We start from the raw sequence: 17482 nt of genomic DNA, 5'->3' as shown, positions 1-17482 counted from the left end.
CTCCCTTAGTTCTCTTTTACTAGGAACAGAGGTTGACCGTATTCAACTAGATCGCCGTCTTTAACAAGAATTTCAACGATTTCGCCATTCACTTCTGCTTCGATTTCATTAAATAGTTTCATTGCTTCAACGATACATACTACTGCTTCTTCGCCAACTTTATCTCCAACTTTTACGAAAGCTGGTGATTCAGGATTTGGAGCTTGATAGAAAGTTCCTACCATTGGTGAAGTGATTTTGTATAATGATGCATCAACAGCTACTGGCGCTGTTTCAGCAACTACAGTTGGCTCTGCTACTGGTGCTGTTGGAGCCACGACTGGTGTTGGCGTTGCTACTGGAGCTACTTTTACTACTGGCGCTTCAGTTACAACTGCCACACCGCCATTTTTTTTAAGTTTAACTTTTGTATCTGCTACCTCATAAACGAACTCGTCAATTGAAGATGAATCTACTAGTTTAATAATCTCTCGAATTTCCTGAATTTTCAACATACATTACTCCCCTTAATTTCGTGAAATATAATACACTACATATTCTATCTTGTTTTGGGGTTTTTTTAAATAGATAATTGAAAATAGGAGTTATTCAAGATAAGATCACTCTTTTTTCGTTAAAAAGACTCAGATTTAAAATCAACTACTATTTCACCAGCTGTAGGTATCTCTTTTTTCACAGTGTAAACAATTTCATCAGCTTTAGATTTTGATAATTCAGCAGACTGTACTGTAACACGAATTCGATCATCTTCAGCTTTTACAAATGCATCTGAATAGCCTAAAGTTTTAATGAGCATTTCTAACATCGCTTCATTGGATTCCTTCTTTACAATAACATCAATATCATTAAACGCTTCATTCTTTTCTTCAGCCGTATACTTTTCAGAAGCTGCTTTTAGCGTTAGTGTTTTTTTCAATTGACTACGTTCATTTAGTAACTCCATACGCATTTCTTCAAATAAGTCACTCCGTGCTGTGACAGGTGTTTTATCATTACCTGTTAGTTTAGCAATATCATCAACTGCGGTATTAGTTAACGTTCTATCTGAGAATATTTTCAGTCCATTAAATGGTTGTGCTGGATTCATTAGGTAGTACACTGAAATTACAGCTGCTAAACTCAATAATGTTAAAAACCAAACTGCTCTCTTTTTTACTCTCATTTTATTTCCCCTCTCTTTTCCATAGGCATTACAACAATTCGGTGTGCTGGTATTTCCAGCACTTTTGTCAGCGTAATTACTAATTCATTCTTTACCGCGCTGTCACTCGCTCCTTCCGCAACAACTAATACTCCAGTTATTTGACCACTTTCTTGTCCAGCTGTATTAGACCAGCTGAAATAATTCTCTAAGGATGTAGAATCTTTTTTTACATTTTGTTCCGTTTGTCCACCTGCATAAAAATAGAGCTCAACTTTTCCAACTTTGTCAATCCTAGATAAAATGGTCGCTAGCTGTTCCGCTTCATTAGTTGATACATTTTCTCCTTTAGACGATGTTTTCATAGGATTTGCATTATTATATGAAAACATACCCACGATAATGATGACAATTGCCATCAATATTCCTACATAGTAAATTGACGTTTTTTTCATATTCTGCACCGCCCGAGCTAGTCATCCCCCTCTTCACATCTTTCCTGTTATCTACATCATTATATGAAGCACAATCCTAATCTATGAGATACTAACGCCAAAAATTAAAAACAAACTGTAAAACCCATATTGCAACGATCATTTTCAATAGAATAACCCACTCTTCCGGGTCTTCTAGTAGCAAACTTACAATTTTACCAACGAATATAATGACGACTAAACCAAGTAAAAATGCTTCCACAACCCCAATCCTATCCTTCTTGTATTTGTAGTTTCAGAAGTATAACTGCTAAAATTGCAGTGAAAAAGAAAGCAAATGCGATAATAAAAGATACTGCACACAAAACAAATAGTGTTTTACCTATATCATCTAAAAAACTTGCAATATCTTTATCCGAAAAAGGCTCCATTAATGCGGACAGGAACCGAAAACTTAGTCCTGTCATTAAAATTTTTAATGTTGGAATGATAGCAGCAGTAAATATACCTATCATTAAGCCTGTACTCGTTACCGTTGCAGTAGTAGATGAATATTTTCTAAAAGTGCTTAAACTCTCAGTTATGAAAGAACCTATAAACGGAATATTTTGCTGGATCATCTTCTTTAAAGGTCCGAGTGCAGCTCCGGTAAAAGATACTGAAACTACACTATTCATTACTAAAAACATCGAATAACACATGACCGTAGCTGAAACGACACTTAATACAAGTACTCGTATAAAATCAGCCATTCTTGCAAAAGATATCTCGGGCATAAAACGCGATAGAAAATCAAAAATCAAGGATGCCGTTAACAGAGGGATTAACCACCGCCCCGTCAAAAACACTGCAAATTGAATGAGTAATAATAGCATAGGATGCCACGCCATTAATGACATAGCACCAGCTGAAATGGCCATTGCAGACATTAATATTGGATAAAGGGCACTAAAGAATGCAATCATATTCTCAGATAATGCCTGCATCATGGTAAAGGATTGATAAACAGGCTTTAATGTAGTAGTAAGTATAGCGATAAAAAAGAACACCCTTGTCCACTCTTTAAATTGTGGCATTATAAAATTTAATATCAAAAAAAGTATTGCGTAAAAAAGCAATGAAATGAGTGCGAATAATGTGTCCTTGAAGGGAGCGACCAAAATCTCCTGTAACCAATCCAATCTTACCCTCCTATCTTTATTGACGTTTATCCAAAATATCTTCATCTATTAAATTGAGTTTGTCCATAAAAATGACAATCTTCATCTGCTAAGGCTCTATTAAACGTTGCCAAATTGAAAATAATTCAATTATCTCTTTTAACCAAAGAGATAAAATAATCAGTTTTACCGCTGTATGTGATAACAAGGCAAGTGCTTCATAATCCTGGTCCGTTAAATGTTGTGACACGGCCGTTGAAACGAAATATATAAATGCACTGCCTAGAATGAGCGATAAAAATGGAATCTCAATTGGAAATGCATGCAATAACCTTTGAAGAAACGGGATGAATAAACGCATTAATAAAAAGCTCATTAATAAGAAAAAAAACACCGTATATAAGACACGATGCAGTGCAGGAATTGCCATTTGAATGAACATTAAAAGAATTAGCATAATCACAGCGTAAAATAATATCGTCATAAGCTTAGGTAGCCGTTAACCATTGGAAGAAGGTAAGAATTTCATCAAAGAACAAACGTAAAAAATGAAGTAATTCCGCTGCGATATACATATAGGCTAGAAAATAAAGAAAAAAAGAAAACTCCTTTTTGCCGGTTTGTTCAAAAAAGATATGTAAAAGCGCAATCACAAGTCCAATTCCGGCTATGCGAAGAATGTCCTGAAGTTCCGTAGCTGCCCCTCCTCTTGTATAACTTAATCTATGCAAGGTCAAGGAGAGATATGATTTTTATTCATATAAACATCCGAATAAACAAAAAAAGACCCTTATAGCATAAGCTATAAGAGTCTCTTATAAAGAAAGGCTAAATTAGCCACGAGATACATATGAACCTTCATCAGTGTTAATAACTAATTTGTCACCAACGTTAACGAAGAATGGTACTTGTACAACTAATCCAGTTTGAACTGTTGCTGGTTTAGAACCACCTGAAGCAGTATCACCTTTAATACCTGGTTCAGTTTCAATTACTTCTAGAACAACTGTATTCGGAAGATCTACACCAAGGATTTCTCCTTCGTAAGACATGATTGAAACTTCCATGTTCTCTAGTAAGAATTTTAATTCATCTTTAATTTGGTTTTCAGTTATTTCAATTTGGTCATAAGTTTCAGTGTTCATGAACACATGATTATCACCTGAAGCATATAAATATTGCATTTTGTTGTTGTCAATTTGAGCTTTTTCTACTTTTTCACCTGCACGGAAAGTTTTTTCCATTACTGAACCGTTACGTAGATTACGAAGTTTTGATCGTACAAAAGCTGCACCTTTACCAGGTTTTACGTGTTGGAAATCAAGTACACGGAAAAGTCCACCGTCTACTACGATTGTTAGGCCTGTACGAAAATCGTTTACTGAAATCATGAATGTTCCTCCAATATTACTTTATAAAATGATTAGTTCTTTTGTGGAATGAGTTAGTTTTTCATTACCTGTCTCTGTGATTAATGTATCGTCCTCAATACGGACACCACCGATTCCTGGTAGATAAATACCAGGTTCACATGTCACAACCATACCTGGTTCTAATACAGTAGATGAACGGAATGATAATCCAGGACCTTCATGTACTTCTAAACCAATTCCATGACCTGTTGAGTGGCCAAATGCCTCACCATATCCATGTGCTTTAATATAATCACGTGTCACTGCATCAGCTTCAATACCTGTCATACCTGGTTTAAATTGGGCTAATCCAAGTAACTCAGCATTTAATACAATGTTGTAAATTCCCTTCAATTGATCTGAAGGCTCTCCAACTGCAACTGTACGTGTTGTATCAGAGATATAGCCATTATAGAGCGCACCAAAATCTAAAGTGACAAAATCACCATTTTCTATTATTTTATCAGTTGCAACGCCATGTGGCAATGCCGAGCGTACACCTGATGCAACAATTATATCAAAAGAAGATGAAGTCGCTCCTTGTTTTCGCATAAAGAATTCCAGTTCATTTGATACTTCTAATTCTGTTTTGCCTGCTTTAATAAATGTTAGTATGTGCTCGAATGCCGCATCCGCTATTTCACAAGCGACCTTTATAATATTAATCTCTTGTTCAGTCTTAATCAAGCGGATTTTTTCTACTAAACCTGATACACCTACTAAATCGGTTTTTAGATGTTTCGAATATACTTCAAAAGTGCTATAACTAACGTCTTCTTTCTCAAATGCTAATGTTTTGATTCCCATCTCTTGTACTTGATTAGCAATTTCTTCAATGATTGTAGCTTGGTGTTGTACAATTCGATAATGTTGCACTTGTTTTGCAGCTTGTTCAGTGTATCGGAAATCTGTAATAAATACTGCATCATTTTGAGAAACAATTGCTACTCCAGAAGTTCCTGTAAAATCTGTCATGTAACGGCGATTATAGTCATTTGTAATAAGTATTGCATCAAGCCCCTGTTCTTGTAATGCTACTCTTATTTTTTTTAGTTTCTCCATAATAATCAAATCCCCCCGTTATTTTTCTAAAAACATACGTAATGCAAGTTGATACCCCTTAGTCCCCAATCCCGAAATTTGTCCCACACACTCTGGCGCTAGATATGAGTGGTGACGGAATTCTTCACGTTTATGTATATTCGAGATATGCACCTCTATGACAGGTACATTTACAGCGGCAATGGCATCACGTATCGCCACGCTTGTATGTGTGTATGCACCTGGATTAAAGACAATGCCTGCAGTTTCAGTGTCTTCAGCGTCATGAATCCAGTCTATCAACTGGCCTTCATGATTCGACTGCTTTAACTCAATTGTGGCACCAAACTCGCCCGCTAGCTTTTGAAGGTCATTTTCGATATCTTGAAGAGTTTCCGAACCATATATACCTGGTTCTCTCTTGCCTAATCGATTTAAATTAGGTCCATTTAAACATAAGTACTTCATATCTCTCCTCCTTCCCAATGAGATAAATTTATTCTACCACATCAGTATTATACGGCATTTTACTTCGGGAGTCTAAACTTTTTGCTTTTTTATGATACATAGCAGTTTCTACTATAAAACGTAAGTGCATAGCAATTATTACGAAGATTGGAATCGATACTTTTTTTAACTCTACCGTACCGAACATCCACCACTGTAACCCAAAAAGCATAATGATACTCAGTCCAATCGCCGCAATATCCGCTCGAATAGCTATACATAGTTGGCTTAAATAAAAAATTATTATTGCTAAAACAAACAACATGATTGCTAATGTAGTCCATTTAAATAATGGCGTATGCCCACTAAATAAGTGCCATCGCTTAGACCAACCGATTGGACTCCAATGAATTATTGAAAATAGTTTTAGAAATCGCAGACAAAACGTGAATGATATTGCACTTAAAACTGATGTCCAAAACAAGACATGAATTTTCAAAACACAACACTCCTTTTTCACAAGCATTGCCTCATTTTCAAAAGCTATTCTTTTCCTAGAGCTTTTTTATAATTTTTAGTACAATAGGAACAGTTGAATAAACAAAAAGAGAGCGGTGTAGCAAGTGAAGGATCAACCTAAGACTCCGATTTACGGGGGGCAAGCACTGATTGAGGGCGTTATGATGGGCGGTAAAGAACATACTGTTTCCGCAATCCGCCGTAATGATGACTCAATTGAATATTTCTATGTCAAAAAAGAGAAAAAGCCAGCACTTCAAAGGCTAAAGAAGATTCCATTTATTCGGGGAATAGTTGCCATTATTGAATCTGCTGCTAATGGCTCCAAGCACTTGCAATTTGCCGGTGATCGTTATGATGTAAATCCAGGCGAAGAAGTAGAAGAACCGACTGAAGAAGGTTCGAAGCTACAAATGATATTAGGTGTAGCTGCAATCGGCGTACTATCCTTCCTTTTCGGTAAATTTATTTTCACATTAATCCCTGTATTTTTGGCACAACTTCTTCATACTTGGTTTCCAGGAAAAGTAGCACAAATTTTGTTAGAGAGTGGTTTTAAATTAGTATTGCTACTTGGCTATATTTATTTTGTATCTCTGACTCCACTTATTAAACGTGTTTTCCAATATCACGGCTCTGAACATAAGGTCATAAACTGTTATGAAAACGGCCTACCTTTAACAGTAGAAAATGTACAAGCGCAGTCTCGTTTACACTACCGTTGTGGTAGTAGTTTTATGTTATTTACAGTTATCGTAGGTATGTTCATCTACTTCCTAGTACCAACAGATCCGTTTTGGCTAAGAATTGTAGATCGTATTTTATTAATTCCAGTTGTACTCGGAGTGGCTTTTGAAGTTCTACAGTGGACAAATGCTTGTCGTAATGTACCAGTACTACGCTATTTAGGTTATCCTGGATTATGGCTACAGCTACTTACAACAAAAGAACCGAAAGACGATCAAGTAGAAGTCGCTATCGCTTCATTTAATAAATTATTAGAAATCGAGAAAGACCCTAAGAATATAACAGTAAATTAACAAAAAACGCAGAAGAGCTCAAGAGTTCTTCTGCGTTTCTATTTTTGTTCGAAAACACATTTACATAAATGTATTTTTTTGGTACATTTTAATAAAGGAGGTTCTTTAGATTGAAGAAAAGACTCTTTCTTATTTTTGCTGTGGTTATATTTATTAGTAGTCTATCCTTTCTATATTTATTAGTTATTATAAAAGGCAATCCTTATACGAATCTTCTAGTACAATATCATATGAATAAACATATGGATAGAAATGAGATCACGAGAGATATGTTAATTCCGGATAACTCTGGTTACTTAGAACCCAAACAATTAATTCACAAAGATTATTATCAAGGGTTATATCAATTGGAATTCAAAGATGAACCTCAAATTACTTATTATTACGGACTACATAAAGAAGATAAAACAATCATTCAATTTTGCAAAGAGAATCCAGTAGTTGTTCGATCCTTTAAAAAGGGAAAACATAGTGAAGAAATTTGCGCAAATGCCTATAAGAAGTAAATCTGCGCAGAATTTGCACAGATTTATTTGTTTTTATTAGCGCGTAGCTTTTTAATGCCTTTTGTTCCAAAATAACCAATGGCCCAAAACACAAGAAAGTATAAGCCATATCCCCATGCAGAGCTGTTTAATACCGTGAATAGGATAATGATAAAAGCAATATAAGAAACTGCCAATGCAATCCAAGGATTAATATTATTTAAAGCACATGATATTCCCTGCACTAGAAAAGTTAAAGGAAAAATAATGACTAGACTAAGAAGGAAATAGGCTTTGTTTGCCTCATCACTTCCAAAAGCTCCTGTCAAAGTCATTGCGATAACACCTAACATCGCAAACGCCGGGAAAAAAATACCCGCAATTTTATTACCCACATAATCACTCCTAACAAATTCTCTTCATTTTATCATGAATATTTGCATTTTAGAGAAATTATAAGCAAAAATGTTTAATTGTTTATTTTTATTATGTTAATAAAATCATGATAATCATTTATTTGAAAGTCGTCTGCTTTACAATTACCTTCAAAAATAAAAGTTTTGAGACCGATTTTCTTCGCCGGAATTAAATCGAGTTCCCTGTCTCCAATTGCTACATCTAAACGGTATTTTTCATGTAAATATTGATAAGAAGTTGGGCCGGTTTGCATGGGTACCCATTTTCAATAATGACAAGGGAAGTTATATTTGTAGATGCTTATAAGCCCCCATCTTATACACCAAAAGCTTTTTTGCTTTTGTTTGTTATAGGATGGGGTATTTTTGTTTTGATTACCACCGGGATCGTAGAAAAAATAAAAGTATTTTTAGGCATTTATGGGCTGTTTTTATTTTTATGTATAGGTACACAACATGTAGGTTTGTAATAAAGTTTGATCAAAACATGCTCTTATTTAATTTGGTAGATTAAATTTTTTATAAAAAAATTATTTTTGAAACCCTTTGTTGCACTATAGCCCCCGTTAAAAAGGGATAAAACGGGATAACTTTATTTAAAACGGTACATCTTTTTTATAAACGGTACGACTTTATTTCAAACCTACAAGTAGTGTTGGTTTAGAATCATTTCTATGCTTCCTCATTTTATAACAGTCGAAATCGTAGAATTTGGATAATTCTTTACTGATACTTAAATAACCACCTAAACCATTGGAAGATCAACGTTCTAGGTGGTTATTTTTGCTAACCGCACTTACTAATAGTACGGTTCATCGAAGCTAATATTAAATTGTATTACTTCTATTTTGACCATCAATCTCTATAGTTAATAGATAATGCAAAGACCATATTCATCTTACCTGTTAACCTGCTCCGTTAGCACAATAAGAATAAAGTTATTATTTAATCCTTAAATTCCTTTTGAACTCCGCAAATGGAGTAGCATAGGAGTCTTTAAATTTCTTGATTATGATTTGTTAGAATAGACCAATTTTCATCAAGAAATGGATGTATTTGAGTGGTATCAGCAATACCATACAGTTTAATTAAAAAATAAAAGGTTTCCCATATCAAAAAGTCATCATCTAACTTCATTAAGACCTCAACGACAATCGGAATATAGTTAAATGCTTCGTCAGAAGACATTTCCTTTGTAATTGATTCAAAAGAATTACTAAAATACCACTCATCCTTGTCTAATTTATCTTCCCATTCCACATATATCTCCAATAACCTTTTATCCATTTTAATCACGTCCCAATGTTCAATTTGCTATACAAATATTATCATTTATTCTTCAACTATGCTGCCCCGTTAACGAAATAAACGACTGCTTTTATTACACAATCACAACTCGTTACTGGTCTATTTGAGGCAGTATCCTGCTTGTTATAAATTGAGAATCATTTCTTTTATTTCATCACGTGTTTGAATGATTGTATCGTTTTCGTTTGGGAAAATCGATGCGGTACCACCATCATTTTCAACATCAACAAGTAAATAGTCTAGAAAAATCGAAAGTGATATGTTGAACGCTTCGTATGACTCTTCTAAATTGGCACCCATCATTTCAGCAAAGCTTCGGCTTGGCCAAACAGGTAGTAATAATGGATAGTCGTCTTCGTCTTCTATTAGTAATAAGTCGCCATTTTCGTCGCGTAGTAACCACACCTGTTCATCCGTTGCAACCATACCATAAAAATATGCAAGTCGCTTTTCAGCGGGGCGGTTTAAAATAAATCGTTTAATTAGTTTCAATTAGGTCATTCCCTTACGATGTCATTCTAAAAAATATATCAAATAAAACATAGAGTTACTATAGATATTTCGTTTTGGTATGATTATTGGATATATTATTGGGCGCCCATTTAGTTTATTAGCTTCATTAGATGGACTATTGTCATGGGTGGTATGATGGGTGCAATGTTAGGGGTAAGGGTTTTTTCTCAAGATCCTATCGCAATGTTGATATTTGCGTATGTAATTTTCATCATTGTCATGGCTCTTATATTGAAATTAATTAGACAAGAAGTTAAAGGAACTGATATAAAAACGTTAACTTCCCAAAAAAATAATTGGAATAAAACTTTTTTGTGTATGATAACCCTATTACTAGTTGTATCTGTTGTATTCTTTAAACCCATTTCTCATTACTTCAGAGATCTTTTTGGGGATACTGCTCAGGTTTCAGACGATTCTTCTAAAAAAATAAATGAAGTACAAGCAGAGCAAAAAGAAGACTATCAAGAAGCTGTCATAATGGTAGGTAGAACCATTTGGATACACACCCGAGAATGTAAAAGTAAAAGCTGGAATCCCTGTCAAACTCCATTTTCAAAAGAATTTTACAGGTGGATGCTTATCATTCCTAATTATAGAAGATTTCCAATTAGAAAAAAATCTCGATAAAGGTGATAACCTGGTGGAATTCACACCAGAAAAACCAGGTTTATATACGTTTCATTGTGGAATGAATATGTACTCTGGAAAGATAATAGTTGAGTAATGGATACAGCCGAAACAAAGCACAGCCGTGAAAAGACCGTGCTTTGTTCTAGTATCTTAACCTTAAAAAGTTCAACAACGAAAGATTCTGTTTTATGATTCAAACGATGATTACACTTCGCCAAAAGACAATGAACCATTTTGTGGAGTATTACGACAAATTAAAAACGCAACCTCAGAGGAAACCTCATAAAGTTGCGTCCGTAGCGTGTATGAATAAGTTCTTGAAAGTGGCATTTCACCTTATTACACACGAAATAACCTATGACTACAAAACAGCATCAACCTGTTCGTAATTGATTTCGTTAACTATTTCATATTTGACCTTACGAAAAACTAAAATCATCTATAAAATTCTTTCAAAAGTCCTTGACTGGAGGTAAGAAAGAGCTGTCTGAACAGCTCAACGGTCTTCTACTAACCACCCCGTTAATTTAGTAAGTTCAACAAAAGTAGTGCCAATTTTTTTTGAGTTGAACCTTCTTCTTCAAGTAAACTGTCCCGTTAGCCATCCATGCAGCACAAAATAGTCCTGCACCACAGAGAATGAAAATGGTTAGTGGAGTCAATACTAATAGTCTACCGAAAACAATAGTCTTATTAATGTCCGCTCTCCTCTTTTTTTAACGATTAGGCAAGGGTCTTCTTAAGTATTGTCATTTTTCTTTTCTTGAAGAAATTAATTTTCATGGTAGTTAAAGTACATTTCTTCACAATCTTTATAGTGATATTAACATAAATATCCAACAAAAAAATCATCTCACCTCTAGAAATCTATAGAGGTGAGATGATATTAATCAAACTATATCATTAATTATCAATCTTTATTAAAAGACGACATAGAAACGTCATCCTTAGAACTTAAAGGCCACATTTAAGTTGTGCACCGCAATTTGTGCATGTGTTACAGCCACCTAGTTCTTCGACTGTTCCTTTGCGACATACTGGGCATGTGTTACCGACTTCAGAGCCAATTGTTACGTTTGTTGAACGTAAGTCTTGAATAGTGTCGATTAAAACAACTGGACGTTTATCAGCTACTTGTTCTTCTTGTAGATTGTCCTCGTCCATAACGTTTTCTTCTGCTTTTAGAGTTAATACTTGTGAATCACGGCTACCATCTACATAAACTGTACCGCCTTTTGCGCCACCATTGTATAAGCGTTCGTACACTTTCTGTACTTGCTCTACAGTGTAACCGCGTGGTGCGTTTACTGTTTTAGAGATTGAGCTATCAATCCAGCGTTGGATAATACATTGTACATCTGCATGTGCTTCTGGAGCTAACTCCATAGCAGTAACAAACCATTCAGGAAGATTTGCTTCATCTGCACCTGGGTTAGCAGCTAAATATTCTTGTACAATATCAGCTTTTACTTCAATGAATTTACCAAGACGACCACTGCGGTAGTAAGTAAATGAGAAGTATGGCTCTAATCCAGTAGAAACACCAACCATTGTTCCTGTTGAGCCTGTAGGAGCTACAGTTAGTAAGTGCGAGTTACGAATACCACCCTCAAGTACTGCCTCACGGATATGCTCAGGCATTTTTTGCATGAAGCCTGTTTCTGTAAAGCATTTGCGAAGAGCTAATGTTTCAGCTTCTGTTTCACCTGTTAAGAATGGGAAACTGCCACGTTCTTTTGCTAGTTCAGTAGAAGCTTCGTATGCAGTTGTCGCAATCGTTTTGAAGATTTCATCGACAAGGATGTTACCTTCTTCAGAGCCGTATTCTTTTTCACAGTAGATTAGTAAATCGGCCATTCCCATGACACCAAGTCCAACACGGCGTTCACCTAATGCTTGCACTTGGTTATCTTCAAGGAAATAAGGTGTAGCATCGATTACGTTATCTTGCATACGTACTCCGACACGAACTGTTTCCTTCAACGCTTCAAAGTCCACTGTTTTCGTGTCTTTTTGAGCGAATTGCGCTAAGTTTACAGCTGCTAAGTTACAAACCGAATATGGTGCAAGTGGTTGTTCACCACACGGATTAGTAGCTACAACTTTTTGACCGTATGCTTTTGCATTTGTCATGTCGTTTGCATTGTCGATGAAGAAAATACCTGGTTCTGCTGAGTAAGTAGCACAGATATTAATCAAGTTCCAAAGTTCACGAGCTTTCACTTTGCGGTATGTGCGTACAGCATGTCCCATTTCTGCCCATTCACGAACATCACCGACTTCATGCCATGTATCGTTATAAACTTTCATTTCTTCTGCATTATATGATTCAACCGCTGGGAATCGTAAATCAAATTCAGCGTCAGCTTCTACAGCTTCCATGAATTCATTTGTGATTGTAACAGAAATATTTGCACCAGTTAGGAATTCAGAGTTATGCACGCTGTATGTTCCACCGTCGCGTAATTTCGTTTCAGCGTCGCGAATAATCGCTTCATTAAAACCACCGACACCTGGGATTGTTTTATAGTTAGTGATACCTTGATACATCGCTTCTTCTTGTTGTGTTAAGGGTTTAAATTTCAGTTTTTCTTGTGCTAGACGTTGGATTGTTTCATCCGTTGTATTTTCGATTAAAAAACGTAAAATACGAGGATTTTGCATTTTTGAAATGATAAATTCAATAATGTCCGGATGCCAATCAGCTAACATAATCATTTGTGCACCACGACGTGATCCACCTTGTTCAACAAGATGAGTTAGCTTTGCAATATCATCTAACCATGACACTGATCCTGATGATTTACCATTAACACCACGAGCTAGCGTATTTCGCGGACGTAATGTAGAACCATTTGTTCCTACACCACCACCGCGACTCATAATTTCCATTACTTGTTTACGGTGATCACTAATGCCTTCACGAGAATCTGCTACAAATGGCATTACGTAACAGTTAAAGTAAGTAACATCTGTTCCTGCGCCTGCTCCGTAAATAACACGTCCCGCTGGAATAAAGTTTAACTTCACTAATTGCTCGTAAAATTTCTCATACCATTCTTGGCGTTTCTCTGCTGTTTTTTCAACGGCTGCTAGGCCAGTTGCATTACGTTTTGCAATTTGCTCATAATAGACTTCAAGAGGCTTTTCTATAACGTCTAAAGAACGTGTGACAATACCTGTTTGTTGTTCAGCATCATCATCAATAGCACTTCTATAATCTGCTTCAATCAGCACTTCTGCTGTTTTCTTTTCTGAGTTAACTGAAACGATATAACCAAGACCACGTGCTGGGAATTTAGGGTCAGCTTTGACCGTTAAAACAACAAAATCTCCTGCTTTTAGCGTTTTCTTTTCTGTATCTTTAAAAGAATAACGGTCGATCATGACTAAGCGAGACACACCTTTATGTGTTATATGCATGTCCTCTGTGATGGCATGAACTTGTGGAAATTGTTGAATATCATTGTTTAGTTGTTGTACATTAATCGTCTGATTATGATGCTGTGAAGCAAGTACCATTATCATTCGCCTCCCTATTTAAATCGCGCATTAAACACTACATATGGTGTTTATTCAAGACATTACGATACTATATATTGATAAGAAAAGCAAATAGGGTGATTCTGAGCAAAATGTTGATTTAACAACATTGGAAGCGATTTTTCAATTTCCATCAAACTAAAATAAGTCAAAAAGACTACTATTTTCTAAAATTCCATTCATCACTTTCATAGCGCGTTTTAGCTAAATTATTAACAAAATCCAATTGTTCATCAGTCAATGTGTAAGGTACAAGTTCAATGTCTAATCCGTCCTCAAATCCTTTGTGGAAAGCAGATATACACGTTTCAACATCGACAGGTTTTTGAGCTAGCTGATTAATAGCCACCGCTTTTTGTGGTAAATGTTTGCGCATGCGTTCTTTTGAAGCTTCTGATGGGAATTTAAAAAGGGAGATCAATTTTTCATCATCGAGATCAATTAAGATTGCTCCATGTTGTAAAATGACACCTTCTTTACGCGTCTGCGCACTACCCGCTACCTTTTTACCTTCTACTACCAATTCATACCAACTTGGTGCATCAAAACAAACTGCACTCTTCGGTGTTTTCAAGTCTGCTCGTTTTTCTTCTGAATCAGGGATTGAAAAATATGCATCTAACCCTAAGTTTCTGAAGCCTAGTAATAAGCCTTCACTTAATACTCGGTAAGCTTCTGTTACCGTTTTAGGCATATCTGGGTAGTCTTCATTAACGATAATGCTATATGTTAATTCATGCTCATGTAAAACTGCACGCCCTCCAGTCGGACGACGAACAAACCCTAAATTTAATTTATGTAATTGTTCAAAATCAATATCTTTTTCAGCACGTTGAAAATAACCAATAGAAAGTGTTGCTGGATTCCATTCGTAAAATCGTATTACTGGTGGAATTAAACCTTTACTATGCCAATGTAGGAGCGCTTCATCTAATGCCATATTGAATGCAGGGCTACACGGACCTGAATTAATAAAATACCATGTTGTTTTCATTTGGTCTCCTCCTTATAATCAACTTATCTATTTTAACAAACTCATTGGACTATCGCTAGATGTTCTTTTATAATATTACTGTAGATAGAAAGGGGTAAGACGATTTGAGTTGGTTATATACATTAGCAATTGTTTTATTTGTGGTAATTGTATACGCTTTAGTGAACGCTCTTCGTTTCAAAAAAGCAGTTACAACTTTAACACAAGAAGAATTTATTGAGGGTTATCGTAAAGCACAATTAATAGATGTGCGTGAGCCTAAAGAGTTTGACAGTGGTCATATTCTAGGCGCTCGTAACGTCCCAACCTCACAACTTCGTCAACGTCATAAAGAAATTCGCCCAGACAAACCTGTTTACTTGTATTGCCAAAATGCAGGCCGTAGTGCACGTGCCGCTATGTTATTAAAGAAAAAAGGCTATGATCAAGTATACCAATTACAAGGTGGATATAAAAATTGGACAGGCAAAATCAAAGTGAAATAAAGTTGATTACGTTGCAAATAAAAAGAGTCATTTCTATATTAAACAGAAATGGCTCTCTTTTTTCTTAATTATACATGCTTATAGCTACGTCTATAAAGGAGGATATAATGACAAAATTCTTATATACTTTTCACGAAGATTTACGACCCGATATCCCTAACTATGCAGATGTATCAGAGGTTTTTGAACGCATCTCAAAAAAATTAAATGAAGTACACCTATGCAATTTTCGTGGTGTGACTGTCGAACTGAATAATTCACAATTTCATCATCATTTACTTGAAATGATGGACAAAGAATTAATCCGCTACGAAAATTTGAGTTATATATATGCTGCATTACCTAGTATTGTCTTAAATTCTGTCGCAGAAGATCAATTAGATAATAAGTTGAAATCAATCAAGACATTTAGTAATTCTTTAATCTACTTCCCTGATTATGAAGTAGCTATTACTAATATACCTGTATTCCGCTCCGATTCAGAATGGCCTGAGTTTTTCTATTTCACAACAAGTGCAGAGAAAATGATGGATTTTATCGAAGCTATTCAAGAACAGTTACGTCAAATGCTAATGGAAACCGTCACCTACTTAGTTGATGTTCAGGCTGGTATAAAACGGCGGAGCTATGGCGAAGGAAAGCAAATCACAAGAGATGATGTATTCTTAGAACCTTCGCTTAAACGGGAGATTTTCCGTTCGATTGATGAATTTTTTAAGGGAGATGGCGATTTCTTCAAACATTATGGTCTTCCTTATAAAAGAGGAATACTATTATATGGCTCACCAGGAAACGGTAAAACTACGCTTGTAAAGTCCATCACAGGCTCTGTAACAGCTCCTGTAGTGTATTGGCAAATTACAGAGCATACATCAAGTGAATCGATAGAAGAGGTCTTCCGCATGGTAACAAGTCTAGCTCCTGCAATACTAGTTATTGAAGATATTGACTCGATGCCAGAATATACACGCTCATTATTTTTAAATACTCTAGACGGCGCACAATCACGTGAGGGTATCTTCTTAATTGGTACAACCAACTATCCTGACCGCATCGATCCCGCTTTAATCAATCGTGCGGGTCGATTTGATAGAGCTTACGAGATTATGAATCCAACAGCTGCAATACGTGCTACATATTTACGCAAGTTAGATATTCAGCATATTTTCACAGAAGACGAGCTAGTGGATGCTGCTAAACTAGCAAAAGGTCTTTCTATTTCACAACTCAATGAATTATATATGTCGGTCGCTCTAAATTGGCATTATGATAAAAAACTCGATTACGAGAAATGTATTAAGGATTTACAAAAACAACGTAAAAATGCCTTAAGTAATGATTGGGAAAGAAATGAAGTAAATATAGGATTCTAAGAAAACGCCCCCCTAGAGAAAGGTCCAATCAATCTCTAGGAGGGTGTTTTTTACGGATATGGTTTAATAACAGGTTTGATTACCAAGCTTGCAGTATTAATCAATAACCGTTTTTTGCTTATTAATTTCTTGCAAAATTTGTCGATTCGTTAAACCATGTTTATGTAACAAATCATAGATAATTTTCTTTTCGTACTCCATCAGCGCTTTTGTATGCGCATCTGGAGTGAAATAGATTAATGTACTTTGTTCTTTTTGTTGCTTTATGTACAATTCAGAAATTAATTCATCAACCGTATATTCCTTATAATCCTCTTCTAAGGATTTTAGCAAGTCATTTTGATCATTAGTTGTATCATTAATACTTTTAAAGTAAGCCATGAAAACTCCCCTTTTTTCACACATTGATTCATACTGCATCTATGTTAGCATAGCAATTTTAAAGTCATCTGTCTATGTCCAAGCGATTTTTTCCATAACTAACATGATCTTTTCATTAAGCTATTTATATACAAATTTGAGAAAACCCCTAGCAAAG

General features: G+C 35.5%; 23 protein-coding genes and 1 pseudogene. 7 read left to right on the top strand and 17 right to left on the bottom strand.

Annotated elements, in window-relative coordinates; translation table 11 throughout:
* Nucleotides 1-5 precede the first annotated feature (5 nt).
* From accB to ACQKMD_RS11640, 11 genes are all read right to left on the bottom strand, one after another.
* Nucleotides 6-494 carry an acetyl-CoA carboxylase biotin carboxyl carrier protein gene (gene accB, locus ACQKMD_RS11690; RefSeq protein ID WP_427752232.1) on the bottom strand — a complete coding sequence of 163 codons (489 nt, stop codon included), beginning with the start codon at nt 492-494 and terminating at the stop codon, nt 6-8.
* Nucleotides 495-613: 119 nt separating this feature from the next.
* Complete coding sequence (locus tag ACQKMD_RS11685; RefSeq protein ID WP_427752230.1) at nt 614-1162, bottom strand: SpoIIIAH-like family protein; 549 nt, start codon at nt 1160-1162, stop codon at nt 614-616.
* Entirely contained in the window at nt 1159-1596 is a 438-nt protein-coding gene (locus tag ACQKMD_RS11680) for a hypothetical protein (protein ID WP_427752227.1), read from the bottom strand. Before ACQKMD_RS11680 ends, ACQKMD_RS11685 begins: the two co-directional genes overlap by 4 nt.
* Nucleotides 1597-1687: 91 nt before the next feature.
* Nucleotides 1688-1837 (bottom strand): hypothetical protein, encoded by a 150-nt coding sequence (locus tag ACQKMD_RS11675; RefSeq protein WP_427752225.1) that lies wholly within the window; start codon nt 1835-1837, stop codon nt 1688-1690.
* Nucleotides 1838-1847: 10 nt separating this feature from the next.
* Nucleotides 1848-2756: a stage III sporulation protein AE gene (locus tag ACQKMD_RS11670; RefSeq protein WP_427752223.1), complete on the bottom strand. Its 909-nt coding sequence runs from the start codon at nt 2754-2756 to the stop codon at nt 1848-1850.
* An 88-nt stretch (nt 2757-2844) separates the two neighbouring features.
* Complete coding sequence (locus ACQKMD_RS11665; RefSeq protein ID WP_427752222.1) at nt 2845-3219, bottom strand: hypothetical protein; 375 nt, start codon at nt 3217-3219, stop codon at nt 2845-2847.
* A 4-nt stretch (nt 3220-3223) separates the two neighbouring features.
* Entirely contained in the window at nt 3224-3466 is a 243-nt protein-coding gene (locus ACQKMD_RS11660; RefSeq protein ID WP_427752296.1) for a SpoIIIAC/SpoIIIAD family protein, read from the bottom strand.
* A gap of 102 nt (nt 3467-3568) precedes the next feature.
* The gene (gene efp / locus ACQKMD_RS11655; protein ID WP_427752221.1) at nt 3569-4126 is read right to left on the bottom strand and encodes an elongation factor P; all 558 of its coding nucleotides are present in this window, start codon (nt 4124-4126) and stop codon (nt 3569-3571) included.
* Nucleotides 4127-4147: 21 nt separating this feature from the next.
* Nucleotides 4148-5209 carry a M24 family metallopeptidase gene (locus ACQKMD_RS11650; protein ID WP_427752219.1) on the bottom strand — a complete coding sequence of 354 codons (1062 nt, stop codon included), beginning with the start codon at nt 5207-5209 and terminating at the stop codon, nt 4148-4150.
* An 18-nt stretch (nt 5210-5227) separates the two neighbouring features.
* Nucleotides 5228-5656, bottom strand: a complete 429-nt coding sequence (gene aroQ, locus ACQKMD_RS11645; protein WP_427752218.1) for a type II 3-dehydroquinate dehydratase — start codon at nt 5654-5656, stop codon at nt 5228-5230.
* Between the two features lie 28 nt (nt 5657-5684).
* A complete protein-coding gene (locus ACQKMD_RS11640) occupies nt 5685-6134 on the bottom strand; it encodes a hypothetical protein (protein ID WP_427752217.1) in 450 nt (149 codons plus the stop codon).
* A 181-nt stretch (nt 6135-6315) separates the two neighbouring features.
* On the opposite strand from ACQKMD_RS11640, the gene ACQKMD_RS11635 reads away from it, so the two are divergent.
* Together ACQKMD_RS11635 and ACQKMD_RS11630 are read left to right on the top strand one after the other, a co-directional pair.
* Nucleotides 6316-7194 (top strand): DUF1385 domain-containing protein, encoded by an 879-nt coding sequence (locus ACQKMD_RS11635; RefSeq protein ID WP_427752295.1) that lies wholly within the window; start codon nt 6316-6318, stop codon nt 7192-7194.
* Between the two features lie 110 nt (nt 7195-7304).
* Nucleotides 7305-7700 (top strand): DUF3139 domain-containing protein, encoded by a 396-nt coding sequence (locus tag ACQKMD_RS11630; protein ID WP_427752216.1) that lies wholly within the window; start codon nt 7305-7307, stop codon nt 7698-7700.
* Between the two features lie 23 nt (nt 7701-7723).
* On the opposite strand, the gene ACQKMD_RS11625 is transcribed toward ACQKMD_RS11630, so the two are convergent.
* The 3 genes from ACQKMD_RS11625 to ACQKMD_RS11615 all read right to left on the bottom strand — a co-directional run bounded on the left by ACQKMD_RS11625 (nt 7724) and on the right by ACQKMD_RS11615 (nt 9895).
* Nucleotides 7724-8074: a hypothetical protein gene (locus ACQKMD_RS11625; RefSeq protein ID WP_427752215.1), complete on the bottom strand. Its 351-nt coding sequence runs from the start codon at nt 8072-8074 to the stop codon at nt 7724-7726.
* Between the two features lie 1017 nt (nt 8075-9091).
* A complete protein-coding gene (locus ACQKMD_RS11620; protein WP_427752213.1) occupies nt 9092-9382 on the bottom strand; it encodes an ABC transporter in 291 nt (96 codons plus the stop codon).
* Between the two features lie 144 nt (nt 9383-9526).
* On the bottom strand, nt 9527-9895 hold the full coding sequence (locus tag ACQKMD_RS11615; protein WP_427752212.1) for a DUF2750 domain-containing protein: 369 nt from the start codon (nt 9893-9895) through the stop codon (nt 9527-9529).
* Between the two features lie 144 nt (nt 9896-10039).
* Here ACQKMD_RS11615 and ACQKMD_RS11610 point away from each other — a divergent pair, with 144 nt between their 5' ends.
* The 3 genes and pseudogenes from ACQKMD_RS11610 to ACQKMD_RS11600 all read left to right on the top strand — a co-directional run.
* Nucleotides 10040-10546 (top strand): hypothetical protein, encoded by a 507-nt coding sequence (locus ACQKMD_RS11610; RefSeq protein ID WP_427752211.1) that lies wholly within the window; start codon nt 10040-10042, stop codon nt 10544-10546.
* Nucleotides 10452-10643 (top strand): cupredoxin domain-containing protein, encoded by a 192-nt coding sequence (locus ACQKMD_RS11605; RefSeq protein ID WP_427752293.1) that lies wholly within the window; start codon nt 10452-10454, stop codon nt 10641-10643. The genes ACQKMD_RS11610 and ACQKMD_RS11605 overlap by 95 nt, the downstream gene beginning before the upstream one ends.
* Before the next feature lie 94 nt (nt 10644-10737).
* Nucleotides 10738-10938, top strand: a pseudogene (locus tag ACQKMD_RS11600) (IS110 family transposase); the annotation flags it as partial.
* Nucleotides 10939-11503: 565 nt separating this feature from the next.
* Here the strand turns inward: ACQKMD_RS11600 and ACQKMD_RS11595 are convergent.
* Together ACQKMD_RS11595 and ACQKMD_RS11590 are read right to left on the bottom strand one after the other, a co-directional pair.
* A complete protein-coding gene (locus tag ACQKMD_RS11595) occupies nt 11504-14077 on the bottom strand; it encodes a vitamin B12-dependent ribonucleotide reductase (protein WP_427752209.1) in 2574 nt (857 codons plus the stop codon).
* 175 nt (nt 14078-14252) lie between these two features.
* Entirely contained in the window at nt 14253-15086 is an 834-nt protein-coding gene (locus ACQKMD_RS11590; protein ID WP_427752207.1) for a lipoate--protein ligase family protein, read from the bottom strand.
* 104 nt (nt 15087-15190) lie between these two features.
* Here ACQKMD_RS11590 and ACQKMD_RS11585 point away from each other — a divergent pair, with 104 nt between their 5' ends.
* Both ACQKMD_RS11585 and ACQKMD_RS11580 read left to right on the top strand, forming a co-directional pair.
* Nucleotides 15191-15571: a rhodanese-like domain-containing protein gene (locus ACQKMD_RS11585; protein ID WP_427752205.1), complete on the top strand. Its 381-nt coding sequence runs from the start codon at nt 15191-15193 to the stop codon at nt 15569-15571.
* 107 nt (nt 15572-15678) lie between these two features.
* Nucleotides 15679-16944 carry an AAA family ATPase gene (locus ACQKMD_RS11580; protein WP_427752203.1) on the top strand — a complete coding sequence of 422 codons (1266 nt, stop codon included), beginning with the start codon at nt 15679-15681 and terminating at the stop codon, nt 16942-16944.
* Between the two features lie 96 nt (nt 16945-17040).
* Here the strand turns inward: ACQKMD_RS11580 and ACQKMD_RS11575 are convergent, their stop codons facing one another.
* Complete coding sequence (locus ACQKMD_RS11575) at nt 17041-17325, bottom strand: hypothetical protein (RefSeq protein WP_427752201.1); 285 nt, start codon at nt 17323-17325, stop codon at nt 17041-17043.
* Nucleotides 17326-17482: the final 157 nt, after the last annotated feature.

Origin of the sequence: Viridibacillus sp. NPDC096237 (genome assembly GCF_050278625.1) — a bacterium.
GTDB lineage: Bacteria > Bacillota > Bacilli > Bacillales_A > Planococcaceae > Viridibacillus.
The sequence above is the reverse complement of the archived record's forward strand: the minus strand, read 5'-3'. Positions and strand labels throughout refer to the sequence as shown.